Raw genomic sequence first — 22,770 nt, forward strand, 5'->3', positions numbered from 1 at the left:
GAGACCCGCGTGCTTGAGAGTATCGACGACAACACCCTCGATGAGATCGCCCGAATCGCTTGTGGCGGCGACGACTACCCCGTGTATCGACGTGGGGCCGAGCTGCCCAAGCTTCTCCAACAAGCCGGCTGGGAGAACGTCGCGCCCTACAACGGCGAACAGCGCCGAAGCTGGCTCACCAACCAGCTCCGTCAACGTCGAGACACACCCGGGGCCATCGACGCGCTCGTCTGCCGCCTTGCTGACCGACGTGAGTACGTTCATCGCAACGAGCCCTTGGCCGCCGCCGAGGTCACCGAGCTACTCAACAGCATCCTCGCCATCGAAGGCTTCGAGATCGCACACAGCCAGGGGCGACCCGTCATCCGGCCCTACAAGCAGCCAGAGGACCAAGAGCAACAGTCACCAGACGTCATGCTCCACGTGGCCATGGCAGACATCGTCCGCGACGCCGACCTCGCGATCGTCCTTGAAAGTCGGCTCAACGAGGCACGTATCTGCGACCGCAACGGTGCCTACGCCAGCGCGATCATCATGCTCGGCAGCCTTCTGGAAGGCGTTCTCCTCGACGCCGTCAAGGCCCGCACGCCCAACGCACAAAAGCCTCTCGACAAGTGGACCCTGCACGAGCTGATTGAGACCGCCCACCATGAAAAGTGGATACAAGCCGACGTCCGCGGTTTCGCTGGAAAACTCCGCGAATACCGCAACCTCGTGCATCCCAACGCCCAGGTGAAGATCGGCCATGCTCCAGACCGCGATACCGTCAGTATGTGTTGGCCCGTGATCAACGCAGCCCTAAACGACTTGGCGGCCACCGCAAACTGACACCGAGGCGGAGGCTGGCCGCTCGACGTACTCGGTATGGCTAAAGCAATCGGGTCGGGGCTGCGCAGTGTGGGACGGTGACGGTGCTGCCCGCGATCGTGCCGGATGCGGTCCAGCAGGTGATCTTCCCGATGTAGAGGATTCGGTTGGGGGAGGTCCTGGTGCGGGTGCTCGTGTGTCCGTGGCGGCAGCGGTAGCCTGGTCGGCCGTGGACCCAGTGGGAGTCCAAGGAAGAAGATGTCGGGCTCCCAGCTCGTTCCGAACACGTGGTGGGCCAGCCAACCATGAACGTCGCGGTACGCCAAGTCGATGGCTCCGAGGACGTCCGATTGGGTTCCGTGTCCCAGAACAGGTAACCACGGATCTCTTGACGAGGAGCGCCTGACTGCTTCAAGGCAGCCACCCATCCAAGCAGCTCGACGCGCCGGGAACTGCTTCGACACGGCTAGCATGAGTGTCGGATTGATCGCGGTTGAGGTGAGTTGTGGGTACGGCATACGGTGCGGAAGTTGGATGAAGAAGAAGGACAAAATCGGATGCACGATGTCGGCGCTGCTCAGCGTTGGCCCTCGCGCGCAGCGGGCGACGAGGCAGCGGTCTTGTTGGTCGGCATCCGAGCCGACGCTGCGACCGACGGATGGCGACAGCGCAGCTTGGCCGCCGCGGGTTGGATCTCCGCCCGGAGCCACTGCCTACTGAGTGGGGACTGTGTCCCTCAGCGGCGCCACCGATCCCATCGTTCGCTGGGCGTTGACCAACACCGAGCCGTTCTACGAACAGGGCTGCACCAGCCGCCCGCGACGGCACTTTTCTATTAGTCCGAGAACCCAACGTGGTCTCGGTGAACGGCGGCGAGGGTGATGGCCCATCTTGAGCGTGCTCTGGCGAGCAGAGATCTTCGGTTCGCGGCGGCGCTGGCCGAAGCCAGTTCGCTCTATCACGCCGGCGAAGCGGGTTCCCTGTTCGAGGACCACGTCTTGAAAATCATTCGCGAGATGCTTCCGAGCGCGTACACCGCTCGCGGATTACTGCTGGACGGCCCTAGGGAGGTTCAGAAGCAGCTCGACATCGGAGTGTTCCCCGGCGCAGTACCGCCGCTGGTCGGCCAGCTCAATGTCGGATTGCTGACCGCGGTCGGCGAGGTCAAGACCACGCTGAGCGAGAAGGAGAGCATCAGCGAGACCGCAGGAAAGCTCGCGGAGGCCGCGCACGCACGCGGCCTCGTTCGGCCTGTGCCGTTCTTCGTGCTGGCAGGCAAGCTCACACATCGCCCGAACTGGCTGGTCGGGCTGGTGGCCTCGATGCGCAGGTCCGAGCCTGCGGCGGTGTGGCCGGCCGCGTTCAGCTTCGATCGTGACAATGCCGTCTCTGTCTTGCACAGCTCTGCCGAAGCCCCAATGCGTGCCGAAACCGGCGAGGGGGAAGTCCTCGACGGACTGGTCACCATCGATCAATCCGATTTATCTCCGTCCGCCGCGCTCTATCTCTGGCTCTGGGCGACCATCTACGCCGACGACCCCGCCCACGGTATGGACTTCCGTTACATGCGCGACGCCGTTTGGGAACTGTCCGGCCAGGGATCAGGTCTGACCGTGCGCTTTCGGCGTCAACCGGCTGATGTGGACGAATCCCTGACGGGCGTACGCCTCGTGCTGCCTGCGGATCCCCCCGGGTCTCGCGCGCTTACGACCACAAGGTTGCGGGCCGATGCTCCTGACAGTGCGATGGTCGACGACCAGCCCGTCGCGCCCGCACCCGGCGGACGACGCGTCATGCTGATCACCTTGGGCGCGTGGGTGGACGACCAAGACACTTGGGATGAGTCGGCCTGGGGTGGCGACGCACAAGCCACCCGGGCCGGGTACGGCTACCGCTCGAACATGAGCGACGCTGAACTCCTCGATGCGGCGCGGCTCTTCTGGAGGTGGAGTCCCCACTCTGGGACCTGGGACGGAATCGAATACGCCGTTGTCGCGCACCGCGGCAAGACACGAGCCGTCCTACGAATCGACCGGCCGATCGGACCTTTCTGGGGCCGGTGGGGGTTCCAGGGCCGGATCGTCAAGGACCCGACCCTGGCCGGGGAACTGGTTGCCCGCGACGTGCCAATTCGGCAAAATCCGATCACAACAATCACGCTATGACGACCAACTCGACGGAAGGGCGGCCGATGTCCGCCCACCCTTCGAGATCTCGGCCGCTTGGCTTGCCGTGGGGATGAATAGGCGAGGACGGAGTGGAAGCGCACGTGGGGTGGTCTGGGCAGCTACCGCCGGTTCGGCAACGCCTCACGACGGCCCACGGTCAGATCGTCAATTGGCAAGCGAGCTACGACCGGGACCACGATGGAAGAACTGACGGGCGCGCCTGCCACGACAAAGACGAACCGGTCGATCATGACCGCGTCGCCAACATGCCCGGCGAGGTTGACCGCGATGGGTTCAGAGGTCAAGCCGGATTCGGTGTTGATTAACGCCGTTTGGAGGTGGCGATTTGAGCCGGTTACCAGCGCCCAAGTGTCGTTTAGGCGGATGAGTCCGTGGGGTCGACCGACGGGCGTGACGAGCCGGGTGGACGCTCTAGTACGGAGGTCCACGATGCAGCTGTGGCCGTCACCGAGCACGAGGAAGGTGTGCTCGCGCATCCAGCATACGTTCGCGCAGCTTGCGGCGGGAAACTCACACGAGTATCGCTGGTCGTCGCCCAGGTGCGCGCGTGGTGCCACCAAGTGCCCGGGTTGGCTGCCGGGCCAGCCGGTGGTGCTGCGGTCCAAGAACCACGGGGCTCCGTCGATGCCGGGCACAATCATCGGCGTCCGGGTGAAGCCCCCGGCCGCTGCCTCCACCGCGTCCGGGCGATGCCGGGCGATACCGCCGCGGCGCGCCACGAGCACTGATCCGTCGTTCTCGACGAACGCGTTGCCTTCGCAGTTGGTCAATTCCAGCCGGCGCCGTGCCCGGGAACGGCGGAGGTCGAGTTCGACTACCCCGTCCTCGACGGCGATCAGTAGTCGGGCCTCGTGCGACGCTAGACCCTTGATCCCGTCGCCATACGCCAGCACATCGGCGTCCAAGGCGTTCGGTGCCGCGACCGAAGCTGGGGTGAACCCTTCCGGTACTCCGAGGGCGACGGGTGTCTCGATCGGACGCCGCGGACGTAGGAGCGCCGCCAGCGTGGCGTGTTCGTGGCCAAAGACGGAGATCGACCGGTTCGCCGCCATGATGATCTCGTGGGCGGTGGCCACGCCGGTCAGGAGCGCCTCGATGTGGGAGCGGTCGAACAGGATGATGTTCCTGACGCCGACGGCGCGGCGTAGGGCGCTGTCGTTAAACCCGGATCGGGACGCGAGGATGCCCATGCTGCCGGGGCGCCGCTCGTCGAGGACGTCGTGGAGCTTGCGGACCGGATCAGCGTTGATGGGTTCGACTTCCCACTTCACCTCCAGTAGATACCAGGTGCCGTCGTATGCAAAGGCGACATCGACTTCTCCTCGTGGGCCGCGGGCGTCGCATTCCGCGTCGATGCCGTCACGCTGTAGAGCGTCGGCGAGAAGCTGATTGAACAGCATGCCCCGCTTGGATTCCGTGATACCGCCGGCCAGCGCGCGCAGGTTAGCGTATCGATTAACCAAGTCGGGGCCGGCAGCCACGTCAGTCAACTGCGCCGACAGCTGCCTTCAGACGAACGTTCCGCCATCGAGCTGAGATGGCTGAGCTGTCCATGGGCTGCGTCGGCGCGCCGATCCGCTCGCCCAGGGTCCACACCTGCTGGAGTTGCAGTTGCATCGATACGACTCCTTGATTAACCATCATGTCACTCCGTCGGTGCTGGGAGCAACGGAGCGAGTACGTTCTCCTGCTGCCGTCTCAGGTGTTGTTGCAGCAGGTCCTGCAGCTCGATGACCCTTCGCTTCGTGAGACCCAAGCCGTCGGCCAGCATGGCTGGATCGGCAGCCGCGAACTGTTCGGGCGTAGTAAGCCCTCGACCGGCTAACGACAGATATCGGGCACGGGTCAACGAGGCGCCGAGTGCCAATCCTAGGTCGGCCAGGGATGCCGGAAGCCCCAGCTCAAGCCGGACCACCGTCCGCTCGGCGACGTCACCGACCGCGATGTCTGGATGCAGGAACGTGAAGACGCGGACGACGGCCGGTATCAAGTCGCGGGTTCGGTCGACGGTCGAGCGGACGGCTCCCGCGACACCGTCGCCGAGTTGATGCTGCGTGAGGTGCCGTTCGAGTGTCGAGAGCGGTGTGTCGCTGGCGTACAGCAGGCACGCCATCGCCCTTTTCGCACGGACAAGCCCCGTCAGGTGATCTTTTCCGCCAATGCCGATCCCGTTTTGCACGTGCGGCGCAACTTGCTGGTGCGCCAACTCCCTCGGCCATCGTTGGTGCTCGGTGTTCCGCGCCTTCTTGGCGAAGGGGATGTACACGTCGTCCAGTTCGCGCGTGACCTGGGCTGCGGCGATCCACGTGGTGGAGTTGGGTGCGGTGGCGAGCGGACGTAGTACCTCAACCAGCCGGATGATCGAGTCGACGAATACGCCGCTCTCCCCGGCGAACCGTCCGAGGTCGGTCAGGCGGTACCTGTCGCCGTCGACGATCTCGACGAGCTGGTGGCGGACCAGCTCTTGCAGCATCGCCAGGACGCTGTCATGCCCCCAGCTCCAGCTGGGATTGATCTGTCGCTGCTGGAAGGCCCCGAAGCTGCTCTCCAGGAAGGAGACCACCAGCTGCGCCTCAACGCTGCCTGCTGCGTCGGGCGTGAGCGCCGCCAACGTGCGGAGTAGCTGGCTACGCCGGTCTGTGGTCTGGCTCAGAAAGACCGACTTGACGTCCTCCGGCTTGCCGAGCACGTAGCTCGACCACACCCGGTGGTCAGCCAGCCCGCGCGAGCTGATGACGTAGGACTCGCCGCGTTCGGCGTAGCCGAGCCGGCCAGCACGTCCCACCATGTTCTTGTACTCGGCCACGGTGTACGGCGTGCTGCCGGGGTGCGTGAGCCCCACGATCACCACGGCAGACGCCGGTGTGTTCACACCCATGGCGAGCGTGGTCGTGGCGACGAGAACCCGCAGCGTGGCGTCCTTGCGCCGGAATTCCTCTTCCAGAACCTGCCGTTCCTCGCGGGTGAGGTCGGCGTTGTGGAAGCCGACACCGCCGGCGAGTGCACTGCGCAGGCGTTCCGACGACGTGGACAGGTCACCAGACGGGAGGGCCTCCAATGCGTCCCGCGCAGCGGCCAGGCCGAGGCGGGCCGCCAGATATTGGGCGCAGCCGACGGTTTCGCCTTTGGTCTCGCGGAAGACGATGACCTGTTTGTCCTCACGGGCGAGCTTGGCCACCAGGGGAATCAAAAGATCTTGGCTGCTGTTCCTGCCGCTCCACTCTGGCGTAATGATGCCCTCCGCCTTCACCGCGCCGTACTCGTCGATGAAGCGGTACTGACCGGCGGAGTTGAGTACGCCCTCGATCAGCGGCACGGGCCGGGCTTCGTGCCGTAGGTGCCGGCCGTCGAGCCAACGCTCCAGTCCGCTAGTATCGCCGATCACGGCCGAAAGGCAGATGATCTGCGGCGCGATGCCCTCGGCACGTCGGCTCTTGAGCAGGGTCAGGACGAATTCGAGGTTCGCCCCGCGGCTGGGGTCGACCATCATCTGTACCTCGTCGACGACGATGGTGCCGATCTGCCGTAGCAGGTGCGGGTTGGCGAGCACCATCGCGCCGAACTTTTCGTATGTCATCAGACAGATGTCGTAGCGACCGTTCATGAGTTCGGCATTGTCGTCACTGATCTCGCCGGTCGCGCGGATGGTCACAACGCCTAGGTCGTCGTACTTGAGCGTGAACTCGATGTACTTGTCGTTGACCAGGGCGCGCATCGGGAGCAAGAACAGTGCCCGCCGGTGGTCGCTCACCCGCTGCAGCGCGGCAAGCTCGCCGACCATGGTCTTGCCCGACGATGTCGGGGCGGTCACCAGCAGGTTCGCGCCGTCGAGCACACCGTAGTCGTTGATCGCCGCGAGTTGGAGGTCGTTCAGGCCCGGGATGGCCTGCGCCCAGGTGTCGAGCAGGACCGGTGGCAGCCCGAACGCCTCCAGGCTGTGCAGGTCGGCCATGGCCGGCTCCCGTACCCGGTCGGGGAACGCGGCGGCATACCGGGCGCCTGGGGTGAGGATCGGCCAGGACGCAATGCCATCGACACTGCCGCGAAAGGCGGGGTGCTGCTCCCTCCGCAGGGCAGCCGAGGCATCGACCACGCGGCGGGTCACGTGGTCGAGGAGTTTGAAGACATCGATCTTGCCGGCGCTGACGACCTCGGGCACGCCCTGCAGGGCGGTGAGCAGGTGATAGGTCAACAGCCCATGACGCAGCGCGGTGTCTTCGTAGGCGGGCTCGTTCGCGGCCGAAGCGGTGAGCACGATGCGGCCCATGCCGGAGATCTGCTCCAACAGGTCGACTTCGGAGCCTAGGCCACGCGCTTGCAGAGGGGAGACCAGCACCTTCGCTCCGTAACCGCCAGAGAAGCAGCAGTCAAGAATGCAGACCAGGGTCGCCGCAGGGATCTGGTTCAAGAGTTTGGCCAGTTCTTCCAGCGGCAGTCCCGTCTCCGTAAGCCGGGAGCGGTCAGCATCGTAGGGCACTAACTCGTGCGTCGAGCTGCCATGACCCGAAAAGCTGACGACGACGAGATCCTGGTCGCTGCTGACCGCCGCCAAGCGTTTCAGTTCAGCGACGACGTTGTCCCTGGTGGCCTCGGCGTCGGTCAGGAGCGCTGGCTCGCCCTCGAAACCGTCAGCGAAGAGGGCGTGCAACGCCTTAGCGTCACGGACCGCTGAAGAAAGAAACCCAATGTCGGGAGCCTTATATCTGTCAACTCCGATGAACGTGCCGTGGAACTTCATGAGTGATCTCGTTGCTCCTCATCACACCAAGCCAGCGATGCGAATACCGATTTCGCTATTCGACTGATAGGCCCGATTTGTCGCGCAATTTATCCTTAGCCTGCGCCTTTGTGGCCATCGAACAATAGCTTTTGGTAGTCACCCTGTTGGCTGAGCAGCATGTCGCTGTACTCGCCGCGTCTCGTCGGTTGCCTCGCGTAGGGGACATAGTGTCCAGTCGGCCGTGGAGTCGTGGGTGTGAGGTCGCGGATCTCGTACGTCCAGGCACCGTCGACAAGGCGCACACAGGCGATCTTGTTGATCGTCGCGTACTCCAGCGCGCCACTCTGGAACCCGCTCGCGGCGACCATGACGCCCTTGTGAGCCCCGGTTGAGCGAAGTTTGTCGTTGAGAACTTGAACGTGCTCGCGCTTGACCGGCGAAGCGTGACGCTTGCACTCGAACAGCACGACGAAGTCTGCGCCCAGGAACCGGAACCGGACGGTCACGTCAATGATGAACGTCCCGTCAACCCCCTCCACCGGGTCGAGGTGCTGAACCTGCCAGTCGGTCACCTCGTGGCCGGCCGCCTCCACTAGGTCGGCAACCGTACGCTCGAACTCGGTCGGGGTGAGCTCGAACGTCGGCCAACGGTCGATGCCGTCCTTCAGCGTCACGGGCATCCGCTCCTCATGATCGAACTGATGTGCGAGAGATCAGCATGCCGCCACCTGACCCGACAGTCACGGCAACACGCTCAGCGACGGATGCCGGAGAAGCATTTGCCTCCGTCACGTACGGCCGACTGAGGCAGTGTGCTGCTCGTCTAAGGGTCTTCCATGGTTGTCCTCGCCGGTGGACGTCAGGTGGGCGACTTGGTGGCGTAGGCGTTCGGCTTCTGCTTCGGTCGCGAGCAGACGTCTCCTAGGGCTGCGCGCGCTGCGGCTTGTGGCTGGTGGTGGTTCAGCTCCTCGCGGAAACGGAACGCTCAACACCGGCTGCTGCTGTGCGGTTAGGCTCGAGATCTTTTCTCACGAACAGAGCCCCATTGGTAGCCCCGTTACACCTGCCCCCGCGGCTCGGAGGGCACCGCTGATGCCGGGCAGGCAGACCGGCTCGCCCTCTGTGTTGTCATGCAGGACGCAGGTCCCCGCGGGCGGCACCGGTCGACTCCCGGCGTGCCAGGCACCGAAGATGTCGTGGACCTCTGACTCCGCTCGTCAACCTCAACCCGAAGATCGCGTCAAGCCGATCCCTGAGGCCCGGTGAAGTCTTAAGGTGCTGCTGCCCACAAGCATCAGAGGTCGACTGCTCTTGCGGGCATGATGCTAGTACTCCAGCCGGAGATCGTGATCACGGCTGTATGAGGCTTGGCGGGCGTAGTGGCTTCATGGCTCGGGCTTGGTGGCGGCGTCGACGGATGGACCAGAGCAGCGGGTCGGATCGGTGGCGGGCAGGTTCGATGATCAGGACGTTGAACAGGGGGCGTAGCTCGTTGACGGTCAGCGGGATCAGCTCGGCGGGGTTGTAGCGGTGGCCGTGGCCTTCGGTGGCCGCAGCCAGGAAGGCGTGGGCGAGGTTAGCGAGGGTGGTCCAGCCGTGCTAGGACGTCCAGCGGGGCGGTGCTGGTGCTGGTGCTGATCCAGGCCGAGTCCGCTCTTCTCGGTCCTGTCATCGTTCGGCGGCTGCCCTTTCTGTGGTGCGGGTATCGCAGACTGTCGTAGCCCACACCTAGGATCCGTCGCAGGACGCGCACGCGATTCGGGTCCTCGATAGTCGCTGGGTGAGCCTGAGTGGGAGCGGGATGAGTGCACAGGCCGGATCGCCGTATGCATCGGGTGGCGGCGGGACGATCTTCGAGTACGACGTCGCAGCAGTGCTGTTGGGGATGCTGCTACGAGGTGCCCATGCCCCGGGAATGCACCTGCCGATCGTGAGGGTGGCTCTTCAGCAACGTGCCACCGGGCACCCGCTGGACGACATAGTGGTTTTCGGTGGGCGGGGCCAGGACGCGCCCAGGATCGAGTTCCAGGTGAAAAGCAGAATCAATCCGGTCCCGGCGGACAAGGAATTCATCAGCTTTGTTGAAGCCGCGTTAATTTCGCTCGACGAGCAGGCGTCGGCGTTTGCCATCGGAATGATAAAAGTCGGATTGATAGCAAGACCAACGAACGCCTTAGATGAGTTGGCGAAGCTGTGCCAACTGGCGCAGGCGCACGCGGACGATCTACCGGGCATGCGGGCACTGCTTCAGAAGGGCATCGTCTCGGCGAAGCTCCGCACGCGGTGGAGTCGCATCGTAGGTGCTGTCGGCCGCGTTGCCGCGCCCAGCCTCGACGCGGAAACGGGTGCACATCGCCTTCTGGTAAACCTGTTTGTGTGGCAGGTGGACCTGGGTAGCGACGGGGCGGACACCCGCCGAACGCTGGACTTGCTCGACGAGATCAGCCGCAGTAGCGGTCAGGCCGCATCGGCTTTGCTGTCATACCTGCGGACGGCTGCCCAGGAGTGGGGACCGCGTGCTGGGTCGATCGACAGGGATATGCTCCGGCGGGAACTGCACCATCGTTATGGCGTCGTTGTGGCAGAAGCGTTGCTGTCAGAGAGCGGCGTGCTGCACGACGTGCCGGCAGTCCGGCAGCTCCCGGCGCGGCCACGTCATTTCAGTGGTCGAGCCGCCGAGTTGGTAAACCTGGAGAGTGCGGTTCCCGCCGAGAACTCATCGGTCGCCCAGGTGACGGCGATCGTGGGCAAGCCCGGCGTCGGGAAGACGGCATTGGCCGTCGAGTTCGCTCATCGCGTCGCGACGACATTGGGCCAGATCCAGCTCTACGTTGACCTGCGCGGTGTCAGCCCGACACCGGCGGATCCGGCCGAAGTCCTTCGAGGTTTTCTGCGGTCGCTCGGCGTGACCGATACGATCATCCCGGATTCCGTGGATCAGCGCGCCGCACTGTACAGGTCGATCCTTGCCCATCGCCGAAGCGTCGTAGTGCTGGACAACGCCGCAGATGCCAACCAAGTCCGTGACTTGCTTCCCGGTGGCGGGCCATCTATGACCATCGTCACCAGCCGAAGTGCCGAAGTCGCAATCACCACGTCACTGCTGGTCACGCTCGAGGTGTTGGGTCCCGACGAGTCCGTTGACCTGCTGGTTGCCCGCGCCGGACGACGAGCATCACCGGGCGAACCGGCACTACCGCGCATTGCCGCGCTGTGCGGGCATCTACCGCTTGCCCTGCACATTGCCGGCACCATGTTGGCGGGGGCTGGCAGCTGGTCGCCCACCCATCTGGAGCGGGAACTGTCCGACCGACGTGAACGCCTGGACGCACTGACCATCGGGGAGGAAGGCATCCGCGCCGCCTTTCACTTGTCCTACATGCGCCTACCCGAGGCGACCCGCCGGACCTTCCGGCGACTGTCTGTTGTGCCAGCACCGTCGTTCGAGCATGTGGCGGCAGCCGACGCGGCCGGCTGCGACGACCGAACGGCCGTACGGCACCTCAAGGAACTCGCGACGGCGAACCTTCTCGAACGCTCCGAACACGAGGGCCGCTACCGCTTCCATGACCTCATCCGGGTCTATGCTGCCGAACGATTGCTGACCGAAGAAGATGAGCATGGACGCACCGATGCCGAATGGCGGTTGATCAACAACACGATAGCTTTCGCGCGCCGTGTCGCAATGGCGTTAGACCCGGAGCAACACCACCACCTGACGACACACGAGCAGCAAGTCTTCAAAGGAACGCGGCCCATTCGGTGGCTTGACACAGAATGGAGCCTTGTCAGAGCAGTTGTCGATCTACTTGCCGAGCACCGCGCCATCCCCGATATGGTGCTTTGCCTTATGGCGTTAGAGCGATACGTGGACACACGTGACCTCTGGCGAGGATGGCTACCCATTGTGAAGAGGGCTGCTAACCTGGCGCTCGCCTTTGACAAGGAAGGCCCAGATCAGCACGACAAGACTCTGAGCATTGCAGCGTTAACGGCCCTCGTCACTGCCCAGGTGCGTCTGCATCAGCCGACCACGGCGGCGGCCACCGCCGAAAGGCTACTCGGTCTACTCAATGACACCGTTGATCAAACAATCATGGCGTCCGCATTGAACGCTTGTGGCAACGGACTGCGCGAGGCTTTCCGGTCGGACGAGGCCCTTAACTGTTATCAACGGGCGTATGACCTTTACGTTAAGACCGGCGACCAAGGCGCGCAGGCGCGGTGCGAGCACAACATGGCCTCCGTGCACCGCGACTGTGGACGGTTTGAGGTGGCCGTGGATCTGTATCGCAGGGACCTGACCTATCACGAGCGAGTCGGCGATCGTTGGCAGCAGGCATGGACCCTGAACAGTCTTGGAGGAGCATTGGAGCGCCTAGAGCGCTTCGACGAGGCTGTTGAGGCCCACACTGCTGCATTCGACATCGCTTATGAGCTCGGTGACCCGGTACGACAGAGTAGTTCGCTACACGACCTCGGACTCTCGTACGCTCGCAGCGGCCAGATCGCGCGGGCGGTCCGATGTCACTTGGCCGATCTGGAAGGCTGTGCTCGGCGCGGTGATCTGCGCGGCATGTCAATGGCTCTTGTCGGTGCCGCCATCGTTGGTCGGGTCGGAGCGCATCAGCAGGCGAGGCTATATGCCACACAAGCCCTTGCGATCGCGCGATTAATCGGTGATCACGCTGAGGAGGCCGGCGCTCACGAGCGGCTAGGCGAACTTGCTGTCGTCCAAAATGACATAGCCTCCGCTCGCGACCATCTCAACCTAGCCATCAAAATGTTCACTGAAGCTGGAATGTACTGGCGGGCATGCACTGTAAGACTGTGGGTCGCCGGAACAACCGAGTTCACCATGACCGAACGCCGCGAACAAGCCGACTGCGCCATCACGGTGTTCAAGGACCTGGGAGCGACCTTCCACCTCGAAGAAGCAGAACAGATTCTGACCGATCTTCGCGGGGCTTAACTGCAATTCACTGTCTTGGCCTGCAGGCCGCGCCGCCGCCGCGCGTGCGGTGGTCCGGGTTGTTCACCAGCCTCCGGATGTAGGCGCGAGTATTAACGATCTGTGGGTGGGATCAAGTGTCAAAGATGTCATTGACCGATGTTGCGATCGTAGCTGTAGACGCCACTGAGCCCAGCGCTTTTGGGTTTCATCGTGGGTCTGTTTGATTGTCGCCCTCGAGGAAACCATCCAGGCACATGCCGAGCGCGCACACAGAAAATTGCTGGCTGAAGGGGTGGGTCAGAACTACAGCGTCCTCGGTGAACGGACCCCCGTGGGTGGTCGCGTTGCGCATTCGCTTGAGCCGAAGTAGCCATCCGGACCAGGAGTGCTACAGATCGCCTCGCCACTCGTCCAGTGCCTGACCATTTGCTGTCCGCTGCTTGATGTTGCGAAGCTCGCGGGCTGTTGGCAGCCTTGATGGGATGAAGCCCATGACTTCGTCGAGGTGAGGTGCAGCGGCCTGCACGTCGAAGCCCTGTTTGCCGCTCTGGTGTATCCGCCTGCAGGAACCCGTACGCGTCCTAAATGTGATTCATGCGCACGTACGGTAATGGGCGTGCGAGGTTGAGTCAAACCTGACCGTGCCGTAATCTATAAGCATGTGCACCCGTGATGGAGCACAGATGATACGTACAAGAGTTCATCCCCCCTCGGACACCAGTTTTAGTGGAGCTTCACGCATTGCGTGACCCGTCACAGTATCTCTAGACGGGTGGTCGCGCAGGTTCTTCCAGCGAAGTCAAGTTCGCTGGAGGGGTCGCCCCCGACGATTGCGGCATGAGTTCGAATCGTCTGCGGCTGGCCGATGGTGAGCAGGTCATCGGGGCCCTGGTTCCGCCCAAGATCACGCGGCCCGTCCGGGGTCCGGCGCCGTTGCCGGTGTTGCCGCGGCTGATCCTGCCAGCCGATCCCGACGTGGGTGCTCTCGTGGTGCGGATGGCCCGTCTGGATAGGTCGGGGCGGCTATCGGCCCGTGAGCTCCTCGAAGTCTTGAGTTGGCAGCCCGGTAGCAGGGTCGATATCGGCGTTGTGGCGGGAGTATTGGTGGCCGCTTCGGCGTCCACCGGTCGGCATGTCGTACGCGATCGGGGCGGGCTGTGCCTGCCGGCTGCGGTCCGGCAGATGTGTGGGTTGCTGACCGGCGTGCCGGTGTTGCTAGCTGCTTCACCGTCTCAGCAGGTCCTAGTGGTCCATCCGGTTGATACATTGGTGCGGCTGTTGACCGAGCACCATTCCCGCCTCGCAGGCGACGACCATGAGTGACGCTCGACGCATCGCGGACGCACAGAGATTGTTGGCCGAGCTTGGCGTGAGCGTTGACGATCTCCGGGACGCCCAGCGGCCACAAGTGCCGACCATCGCCGAATACCTGCCTCGCGTCGCGGCAGCGGCGGGTCCGGGTGCCAGCCGCACCTACGGCAGCTACTGGGCCCGGATCGCAGCGCAGTGGGGGGACCGTCGGCTGGACAGCATAGTTGCTACGGACGTCGAGGCGCTGCAGCGTCAGGCCGCCGCGGTTGCTTTGCCACGGCGTAACGGTCGCGGCGGCCGGCACGCCGGGGAGCACGTCATTGCCGCCGTCCGGGCCATCTACAACCGGGCAGTCGCCGATGGTTTGATGGATGCGTCCGACAGTCCGGCCCACCGGGTGAGCAAACCGCGTCGGCTGCCCAGTACCCGACGCGCATTGACCCCAGAGGAGCTGGAAGAGATCAATCAGGTAGCTCGTAGCACTGGTAACGACGTTGCCCTGGACGCCATCCTGCTCCGACTGCACACGGAAACTGCCTGCCGGCGTGGAGGTGCGCTCGCTCTGCGCCTCATGGATCTCGACCGAGATCATGGACTTGTCCGGCTCACCGAGAAAGGCGGAACCCTGCGGTGGCAGCCCATTACGCTGGATTTGGCAGCGAGCCTCTACGATCACGCGCGACACCGCGGCGCAGTCCTACCCACTGACGCCCTGCTGCGTTTCCGCCACGGTGGTGCAATCACCAGCCGTCGCTATGATCACCTATGGAAGCGCATTGGAGAACGGCTGCCCTGGGTCGCCGCCCAGGGCATCTCGACCCACTGGCTACGCCACACGACCCTCACCTGGGTGGAACGCCATTTCGGCTACGGGGTGGCTCGCGCGTATGCCGGACATACCGACAGCACCGGTGCGGCCACCACTACCTACATCAAGGCCGACCTGAACGCCGTCGCCACTGCGCTTTCCGCCATGACCGGGCAACCACATCCGCTCGCTCGCCCTAACGACGCCTCCGCGTAGGACGCAGCTGTCCTTCCCATGACCGTCGATACAGATCGTTGCGAGCAAACGACTCGTTGAGTTGCATCCCTTCAACGTCTCGATCCAACTAATCGAGGGGCGGAGGGGTCTCCACCGACCTTCCTCTCTCAAGACGCGCGTCACCGGCAGGGCTGGACGTGGGCGAACTACCGGCCGTCATGTCCAGGCTTGGCGCCAAACTTGGTTGTCGAGGCACCGGTTACGGGCGCGCCGGGCGCCTACCGCGCCTGGACGCTGTTGGGCATAATGCACCCGGTGAATCCACGTCCGGCTGGCATCTACGACATCATGCGATATGCGCGAGGTGCCAGCCCGATCGAGGTCGTCCTTGATGGATATCCCAACTATCACTACCTGACGTCCCCACCTGATCGGGAAGCTCCAAGGCTGATGCTGGAGCGAGGCATCAACCCGACGGCTTCGGTCTTGGGCCCGGACGGCCCTCGCCGCCCTCTGATCGCGATCAGGTCCAGCCCGTGGAAGGCCGGACACACGTCGAATCCTTGGCACGACGAGTTCGACCTCGACCACGGGCACATCCGGTACTACGGGGATCACAAGTCCTCGACGGTCGGGTTGCCTGGTGCGACTTCGGGCAACCGCGCCCTCTTGGAGGCGTGGAGTCTGCATGCGGGGACGATTGAGCGGGAGCGAGCCCTTGCGCCTCCATTGCTGGTGTTTCGTTCGATCACGGTGAACGACGGCGGTCGTCGCATCGTGAAGGGTCACGTCGAGTTCTGCGGCGTCGCCGTCATCGAACGGCTGGAACACGTCGTGCAGCGCGATCCAACCACCGGCCGTAGCTTCCCCAACCTGGTCTTGGACCTGGCGGTATTGGACCTTGCCGTGGCTGGCGACACGCTCGACATGAGATGGATCGACGATCGACGCGATGCAGACCTGACCGTGACGCAGACAGCCCGCTACGCCCCCGAGTCATGGAAGCGCTGGGTGGCGCAGGGACGAGCCGCGATCCCGCGGGTACGCCGAAGGGTGATCTCGTCGCGCGTCAAGACGACGGAGGAGCAGCTCCCGATCGCCGGATCCGTCGAGGAGCGCCTCCTCCAACAGCTGTACCGCTTCTTCGACGCCCGCAAACATGCCTTCGAGATGCTTGCCTCTCGGATAGCAGCTCAGATCCTTGGTGGCTCGGGTGCTGTCTACCGTGATGGCTGGCTGACGCGAGCCGGAGGGGACGGCGGCGTGGACTTCGTAGGGCGGCTCGACGTCGGCTCGCCGACGAGCAACACGCCCCTGGTCGTGCTCGGCCAGGCGAAGTGCGTCGCGCCGAGGTCCTCGGTCGGCCCGGACCAGGTGGCCCGCGTGGTGGCCCGTCTCCGTCGAGGTTGGATCGGCGCCTTCGTCACGACGGGCGTCTTCTCGCGACAAGCGCAGGTCGAGATCATCGACGACCAGTATCCGCTCGTGTTGGTCAATGGCCGGGTGCTCGTGGAGCAGGTCGTCCGGATGGCTGCGGCTGACCACGGGGGAGACGTCGATGCGCTACTTCGCTCGATCGTGGGCGAGTACGAGTCGGCGGTGACCCACCGCCGACCGGAGGAGATCCTGTGCGGATGACCACGTCAATGCCATGAATGCGGAGTGGAACGCAGCTCAACGTGCCGCAGGAATGAACTTCTCCCGCCGGGTCTTCCGCACAGCGCCTCTTACTCCCTTGACGTGCTCGACGATTGCGCTTCCCACCGCCGCAGCCAGCCGAGGTGGTACCGCGTTGCCGATGAGCCGGCCAAGTGGCGCAAACTGCACCGGAGCCTCCGGCTCCACGAACTCGTAGTCCGGAGGGAAGCTCTGCAGGATCGCGGCCTCTCGAAGGCTCATGGCCCTGTCCTGCTCGGGATGCCCGAACCGGCCAGCGCCGTAGCTATAGGCCAGTGTGGTGATCGTCGGTGACGGCTCGTCCCAGGCCATACGGGCGTAGACGTTGCGGAAGGTGGTGCCGGAAGCCTTGCGGTGGCAGGGGGACCTCAGTTCCTCAGGCCAGTCCTCCCAGGTCCCGCCAGGCGTCGACTGCTTGATGCGTTCGAGGTTGATCTTGTCCAGGCTCCGACTCTTGTGGAGTCGGTCACCCGGATGGGTCTCCCCGCTGCCCACCGGGTCCAGGCCACCGATTGCCTGTCGTACCGTCGCGTAGTTGGCGGGCGAGATCGATCCCTTGGGGACGGTGATGTCACCCAGGAGTGAAGCGACGAGGACCATTCGTCGGCGGTGTTGCGGCACGTCGTACGCCGGGCAGTAGCAGGATTCGTAGTCCACCTGGTAGCCGAGCTCTCGCAGACGGGCAACGAACTTCGCGAAGATCGGGGTGCTGCCGATCCTCGGTACGTTCTCCATCGTCACGATCTCCGGCAAGGTGCCCTCGACCAGTCGGCTCACCTCGTCGAGCAGGGGCCACTGGGCCTCCCGAGAGGTGTCGACACCGCGGCGGTACGACGAGAACGGCTGGCACGGCGCGCAGCCCGCGAGGACGCGCACTGCTCCAGCTGGCCACAAACCGGCCAGCTCCTCGACACCGAGGTCGCAGACGTCGCGCTTCAGGAACGGTGCCCGGACGTTGGCGCGGTACGGGTAGTCACAACTGCGGTCGAGGTCGACGCCCGCAGCCAGGTGTATGCCTGCTTCCTGCAGCCCGTAGGACAGCCCCCCGACACCGCAGAAGAGATCCACGGCGGAGATGGTCACAGGGCGTACGGCCATGCCCGGACTCTAGTGGATCAACCGCATCGTCGGTGTCCGACGGTCGGACGACGTGGGTTCCGTCGCATCGTAGCCGAACGGGCAGATGCACTGTCTTGATGACGACATTCGCGGGGCTGCCGGCCGCACGGTACGCCTGCGATGATCCGGCAGGGTCGATCAGTTCTGCAAGAGGCGTCTTGAGCTGCAGGTCCGCGCTGTCAGTGCAGCGTGGGACGACTGAACGAGCAAGCGCCTGCCCAGTTCGAGCCGTCCGTGGATCAATAGCACATTTGTACTATTGATCCAGTTCTGTCGGACTTGGTCCCTACTATGAGCCTCCCATCAGCAAGGAGGCGGTCATGGCGACGTGGGCGCAAGCGCCGATGCAGCGCTCGGCAGGTGTTCCGACCCCCATCACCCGTGCCTTGGTAGACGAGCTGCGCACGATCCTCGACCGTCGCGGCGTGCGCCAGACCCACTCGCTGGTGGCCGACTTCGTCGCCCGGCACCGTCTGACACATCGTGATGTCGACGCACTGCTGGTTGCCCTGACCAGGGCCGGCGTCGCCGACGTTCCTGCGACCGCGACTAGCCCGATCGTCGACGGAGCCACCGCCGGTGACCTCGGAGGCCAAGACGTCCATGCCGTACCCCTGCCCCTGGCCTCGCCGGGGGTTAGCGAGCAGCCGGGGGGCGCGGCGGACGAGGCCGCGCCTGACGACGACTTCGCGTGGATGTTCGGGGAGGAGCCGGAGATTCCGGCCCGTCGGTCTGCCGACGAGGTCGTTGATGCGGGTCTCGACGACCTCTTGGGAGACTGGTCCCGCACGGGAGGTCGACTCACCCGCGCCGAAGTGGCGTTGCTGGCCACCAAGCGGAAGCTGTCCCCCACCCAGCTCGGCGAGTTGCTCGACCTGCTGGAGGAGGCGGGGGTCGAACTGCCTGAGTCCGCCGAACCACTTCCAGGGCGAGCAGCTCTCAAGGGCTACGAGTTCCACGGGGACTCGGTCGGCCAATACCTGCGCACGATCGCTCGGTATCCCTTGATCGATGGACCTCGGGAGGTCGAGCTGTGGTCGTTGATCTCGCAGGGCGTCGCGGCCCAGGAGGAGTTCGACGCTGCGGAGCAGGGCGAGCTCGCGCCGAACATCCAGCGGAGCCTGCAGGCCCGGGCCGCCGATGGGCGGCGGGCACACGCTGAGCTGGTGTGCGCAAACCTGCGGTTGGTGGTCTCGATCGCGAAGGCTCGGCACTACGAGTCCAGCGGCATCGAGTTCGCCGACCGGATCCAGGACGGCAACCTGGGACTGATGCGCGCGGCTGACAAGTTCGACGGGTCGAAGGGCTTCAAGTTCTCGACGTACGCCACCAACTGGATCAGACAGTTCATCGAGCGCGGCATCGCCGACCGGGGCAGGACGGTCCGGATCCCCGTCTATCTCCATGAGCAGGTGCAGAAGGTCAGGAGGGCGGTCTCGAAGCTCACCGCGCGGCTCGACCGGGAGCCCACCTTGGCGGAGATCACCGACCTGACGGGCATGGAGCCGGGCAGGGTCCAGGCCTCCCTGGATCTCATGCACCCGTTCCGGAGCCTCGACGCGCTCCTCGGCGACGAGGGAGATCTCCATCTGTCGGACGTCCTGGTCCGCGAGGAGGATCGCGACGGACGTACCGATCCTGCGCAGATCGTCATCCATGCGATGTTCCATATGGACACGAAGCGCATGCTCACGGCGCTCCTTCCGGAGCGGTCCGTCCGCATCCTCGAACGTCGGTTCGGCCTCGGTACGGGGGAGAAGGAGACGTTGGACGACATCGCTACCGATTACAACGTCACCCGTGAGCGGATCCGACAGATCCAGGACAAGTCGTTGGTGAAGCTCCAGGAGAGTGAGCAGGCGGCGGCACTGCGGTCGTACCTGGTCGATGATTCGAAAGCCGGCGGGTCCGGCGGTTCCGTTGGGAGGCAGGGCTCATGAGCGGGGCAGTAGGTCAGTCGGAGGAGCAGGCGTGCGAGGCGTTCGTCGCCTGGCTCGACCGTCGGGTGGTGGCGGCGGGCCGGGGTGACGGGTTGGAGCGGTTGGAGGTGTCGCCGTCGGGCACGTTCTGGCTCGGCAGGCTCGCCTGCGAGGACGAGGTACGCAAGGGTGCGGCCGATGAGCGGTCCGAGCGGTTGGACCCGTGCGCCATCGGCATCCGACTACGGCCGGCTGCGGCACCCTCGTGGTCGTTGTCGGTGAAGGTACGGGCGAGGGCATGGGTGCAGGACCCCAAGGACGGCCCGGATCCCGACCGGCGCTGGTGGCGTAGCGACCTCGTCGAGGAGGTCGTGTCGGTGCTGGTTGGCGCGGAGGGCGGATCGTTCGGCGGCAAACAGCTCGCGGACGCGTTCGCGGCGGTCGGGGCGCCGGGCCTGTCCGCCGAGGTGCGGATCGACGTCGAGGACTGGCACAGGGAGACGGAGCTGGTCGTTCAGCTGGTCAACACCAGTCCGGAGAAACCGCCAGGGCTGAAGGACTCGCACCTGTACGAGACGCAGATCGAGGTCTCTGGTCTGGCGACCGCACCGTTCCAGTTGGAGGCGCTGCCCGACAGCTTCCGCTACGACCGTGCCGTGCCCGCGTACGGGGTGAACGTCGGCGTCGAGATCCTGGCTTCGGGTGCCTTCTGCACGTCGGACACAGTGGCGGTACAGACCTCTCGACCGCAGTACTGGAACGGCGTCTACGAGCAGCCGGACCTGTCGTTCGAGACCCTGGCGAGCGACCCGCTGCCCGAGCTCGCCAAGCTGGTGGACGCGTTGGCCGCGTACGACGACGCGCAGTGGTCGCCTACGGCGTTGGATACGCGGCAGGCCGCGCAAGCGTGGACGACTGCAATGCGCGCCGAGGCGGACCGATCGGCAGTCGAGGTGTTCGCGGAACTCGGTCGGCTGCGTGCTGGCCTGGAGTTACTGCGGACCCGACCGGAGATCCTGCGTGCGTTCCAGCTGATGAACATGGCGATCGCCCGCAGCGCCCGAGGGCGTGGGTATAGCGCGTGGCGATCGTTCCAGGTCGGCTTCCTGCTGTCTGCCATCAGGTTCCTGGCCGAGCCGGACGACGAGGCGCGGTACGTCGACACGGTGTGGTTCGCCACCGGCGGCGGCAAGACGGAGACCTACCTCGGGCTGTTGCTGACCGCGGCGTTCTTCGACCGCCTCACCGGCAAGGCCATGGGGGTCACGGCGTGGTCCCGGTTCCCGCTACGGCTTCTGAGCCTGCAGCAGACCCAGCGGTTCGCCGACGCACTCGCCGGCGCCGAGATGGTGCGCAAGGAGGAAGGCGTCGGTGGCACGCAGTTCAGCCTCGGCTTCCTGGTAGGCCGAGCCGGGACGCCCAACAAGGTGGTGCCCAAGCCGGAGGGTGACGAGGTCACCCCGGACAGCCCTGGAATGCCGGACCGGTACCAGGTGTTGCTGTACTGCCCGTTCTGCCGCGACGAGAACCTGAAGATGCGGTTCGATCGCGAACGGTGGAAGCTCGAGCACCGCTGTACCAGCGCGACCTGTCCCACGAGGGGGCAAGCGCTGCCGATGTACGTCGTCGACCAGGAGGTGTTCCGCTTCCTGCCGACGGTGGTGGTCGGCACGTTGGACAAGGCGGCGTCGATCGGCCTCCAACAGGCGATGCGTGGCCTCATCGGTCCACCTCAGAAAGTGTGCCCTGTGAAGTGGCACGGATTCACCTACGCCGAGCGGTCGAAGTCGCCGAACGGCTGCCTGGTGCCGGACTGCCAGGGCGGAAAGGTCCTCAAGCCTCTGCCGATGGACGCGAAGCGGTTCGGGCCGTCGCTGCGACTGCAGGACGAGCTGCATCTGCTTCGGGACAGCCTCGGTGCAGTCGACTCCCACTACGAGAGCCTGCTCGACCATCTGCAATGGGAGCTGTGTGGAACGCGGGCGAAGATCGTGGCGAGCAGTGCGACGCTGACCGGGTACGACCGGCAGATCGACGTGCTCTACCAGCGGCAGGGACGGGTGTTTCCGCAGCCGGGTCCGCGAGCGGGCGAGTCCTTCTGGACCACACCGACGACCCAGCCGCTGAGGCGGTTCGTCGCCGTCGCGCCACGCGGCGTGACGTTGGAGCACGTGAGCGACCGGACCCTCGACGCGTTGCAGCGGTGCGTACGGGAGCTGGTCGACGACCCTGCGGCGGTGTGCGCGGAGGCCGGGGTCGAACCCCGGCACGCAGCCATGTTGATCAGCCTCTACGGCACCGACGTCGTCTACGGGACGACACTCTACGACGTGGAAGCCGCAGGCCGGAGCCTCGGCAGCAACAACACCGTCGCGGGCATCAACGTCGAGCAGCTCACCGGTCAGACCGACTTCGACGAGGTCCGCGCGATCCTGGAGCGCCTGGAGAATCCGGAGGACGACTTCGCCGAACGGATCCATGTCGTCGCCGCCAGCTCGATGCTCTCCCACGGAGTCGACGTCAACCGACTCAACACGATGGTGATGCTGGGCCTGCCGTTGACGACCGCGGAGTTCATCCAGACCACGGCCCGGGTGGGGCGCAAATTCCCCGGTTTGGTGTACGTGCTGCACAAAATCGGCAGGGAACGGGACGCGCAGACGTTCCGGCACTTCGAGCAGTACGTGCGCCAGGGCGACCGGTTCGTCGATGCCATCCCGATCACCCGCCGCAGCCGCCGTGTTCTGGACCTCACGATCGCCGGCGTCGTCGGGGCCCGGACGCTGATGATCCGTGAACCGGCGAGCCGACAGCGGCTGAGTACGCCGGCGAAGCTGCGGGACTACGCCCGCAACTCCGGCATGACTCCGGCGGCGGAGGCCGCTGAGGTAGCCAGGGTGCTCGGCCTCGACGGGGCCGAGGACTCGGTGCACCGCGAGCAGATAGCCGAGTGGTTGCAGGCGTGGTTCGTCGACCTCGAGGATCCCGCCAACAAGGCCACGTTCGTCAGCGAGCTTGGCCCCCGTTCCCCGATGATGAGCCTCCGCGATGTCGAGGCCAGCGCTCCCATCCACGATTGACAGGCGGAC

At 64.9% G+C, this 22,770-nt stretch carries 12 protein-coding genes; 8 read left to right on the plus strand and 4 right to left on the minus strand.

Annotated elements, in window-relative coordinates:
• Nucleotides 1-9 precede the first annotated feature (9 nt).
• Nucleotides 10-828 (plus strand): hypothetical protein, encoded by an 819-nt coding sequence (locus tag ACGFIQ_RS25780; RefSeq protein ID WP_393247739.1) that lies wholly within the window; start codon nt 10-12, stop codon nt 826-828.
• An 860-nt stretch (nt 829-1,688) separates the two neighbouring features.
• Entirely contained in the window at nt 1,689-2,972 is a 1,284-nt protein-coding gene (locus ACGFIQ_RS25785) for a DUF6602 domain-containing protein (protein WP_393247741.1), read from the plus strand.
• Between the two features lie 122 nt (nt 2,973-3,094).
• Here the strand turns inward: ACGFIQ_RS25785 and ACGFIQ_RS25790 are convergent, their stop codons facing one another.
• From ACGFIQ_RS25790 to ACGFIQ_RS25800, 3 genes are all read right to left on the minus strand, one after another.
• Complete coding sequence (locus ACGFIQ_RS25790) at nt 3,095-4,477, minus strand: restriction endonuclease (RefSeq protein ID WP_393247803.1); 1,383 nt, start codon at nt 4,475-4,477, stop codon at nt 3,095-3,097.
• Between the two features lie 164 nt (nt 4,478-4,641).
• Nucleotides 4,642-7,734, minus strand: a complete 3,093-nt coding sequence (locus tag ACGFIQ_RS25795; RefSeq protein ID WP_393247743.1) for a DEAD/DEAH box helicase — start codon at nt 7,732-7,734, stop codon at nt 4,642-4,644.
• A gap of 95 nt (nt 7,735-7,829) precedes the next feature.
• Nucleotides 7,830-8,390: a restriction endonuclease gene (locus ACGFIQ_RS25800; RefSeq protein ID WP_393247745.1), complete on the minus strand. Its 561-nt coding sequence runs from the start codon at nt 8,388-8,390 to the stop codon at nt 7,830-7,832.
• Between the two features lie 1,127 nt (nt 8,391-9,517).
• On the opposite strand from ACGFIQ_RS25800, the gene ACGFIQ_RS25805 reads away from it, so the two are divergent.
• From ACGFIQ_RS25805 to ACGFIQ_RS25820, 4 genes are all read left to right on the plus strand, one after another.
• Nucleotides 9,518-12,688, plus strand: coding sequence for an ATP-binding protein (locus ACGFIQ_RS25805; RefSeq protein WP_393247747.1), 3,171 nt, complete (start codon nt 9,518-9,520; stop codon nt 12,686-12,688).
• Between the two features lie 819 nt (nt 12,689-13,507).
• Nucleotides 13,508-13,993: a hypothetical protein gene (locus ACGFIQ_RS25810; RefSeq protein ID WP_393247749.1), complete on the plus strand. Its 486-nt coding sequence runs from the start codon at nt 13,508-13,510 to the stop codon at nt 13,991-13,993.
• Nucleotides 13,986-15,005, plus strand: coding sequence for a tyrosine-type recombinase/integrase (locus tag ACGFIQ_RS25815; RefSeq protein WP_393247751.1), 1,020 nt, complete (start codon nt 13,986-13,988; stop codon nt 15,003-15,005). The genes ACGFIQ_RS25810 and ACGFIQ_RS25815 overlap by 8 nt, the downstream gene beginning before the upstream one ends.
• A gap of 276 nt (nt 15,006-15,281) precedes the next feature.
• Entirely contained in the window at nt 15,282-16,604 is a 1,323-nt protein-coding gene (locus ACGFIQ_RS25820) for a restriction endonuclease (RefSeq protein ID WP_393247753.1), read from the plus strand.
• Nucleotides 16,605-16,640: 36 nt separating this feature from the next.
• Here the strand turns inward: ACGFIQ_RS25820 and ACGFIQ_RS25825 are convergent, their stop codons facing one another.
• Nucleotides 16,641-17,741 (minus strand): DNA cytosine methyltransferase, encoded by a 1,101-nt coding sequence (locus tag ACGFIQ_RS25825; RefSeq protein ID WP_393247754.1) that lies wholly within the window; start codon nt 17,739-17,741, stop codon nt 16,641-16,643.
• 341 nt (nt 17,742-18,082) lie between these two features.
• Between ACGFIQ_RS25825 and ACGFIQ_RS25830 the strand changes: the two genes are divergently transcribed.
• Together ACGFIQ_RS25830 and ACGFIQ_RS25835 are read left to right on the plus strand one after the other, a co-directional pair.
• Complete coding sequence (locus tag ACGFIQ_RS25830) at nt 18,083-19,702, plus strand: RNA polymerase sigma factor RpoD/SigA (RefSeq protein ID WP_393247756.1); 1,620 nt, start codon at nt 18,083-18,085, stop codon at nt 19,700-19,702.
• Nucleotides 19,699-22,761: a helicase-related protein gene (locus ACGFIQ_RS25835; protein WP_393247758.1), complete on the plus strand. Its 3,063-nt coding sequence runs from the start codon at nt 19,699-19,701 to the stop codon at nt 22,759-22,761. The genes ACGFIQ_RS25830 and ACGFIQ_RS25835 overlap by 4 nt, the downstream gene beginning before the upstream one ends.
• Nucleotides 22,762-22,770 lie beyond the last annotated feature (9 nt).

Origin of the sequence: Micromonospora sp. NPDC048898, from assembly GCF_043198035.1 — a bacterium.
Classification (GTDB): Bacteria; Actinomycetota; Actinomycetes; order Mycobacteriales; family Micromonosporaceae; genus Micromonospora.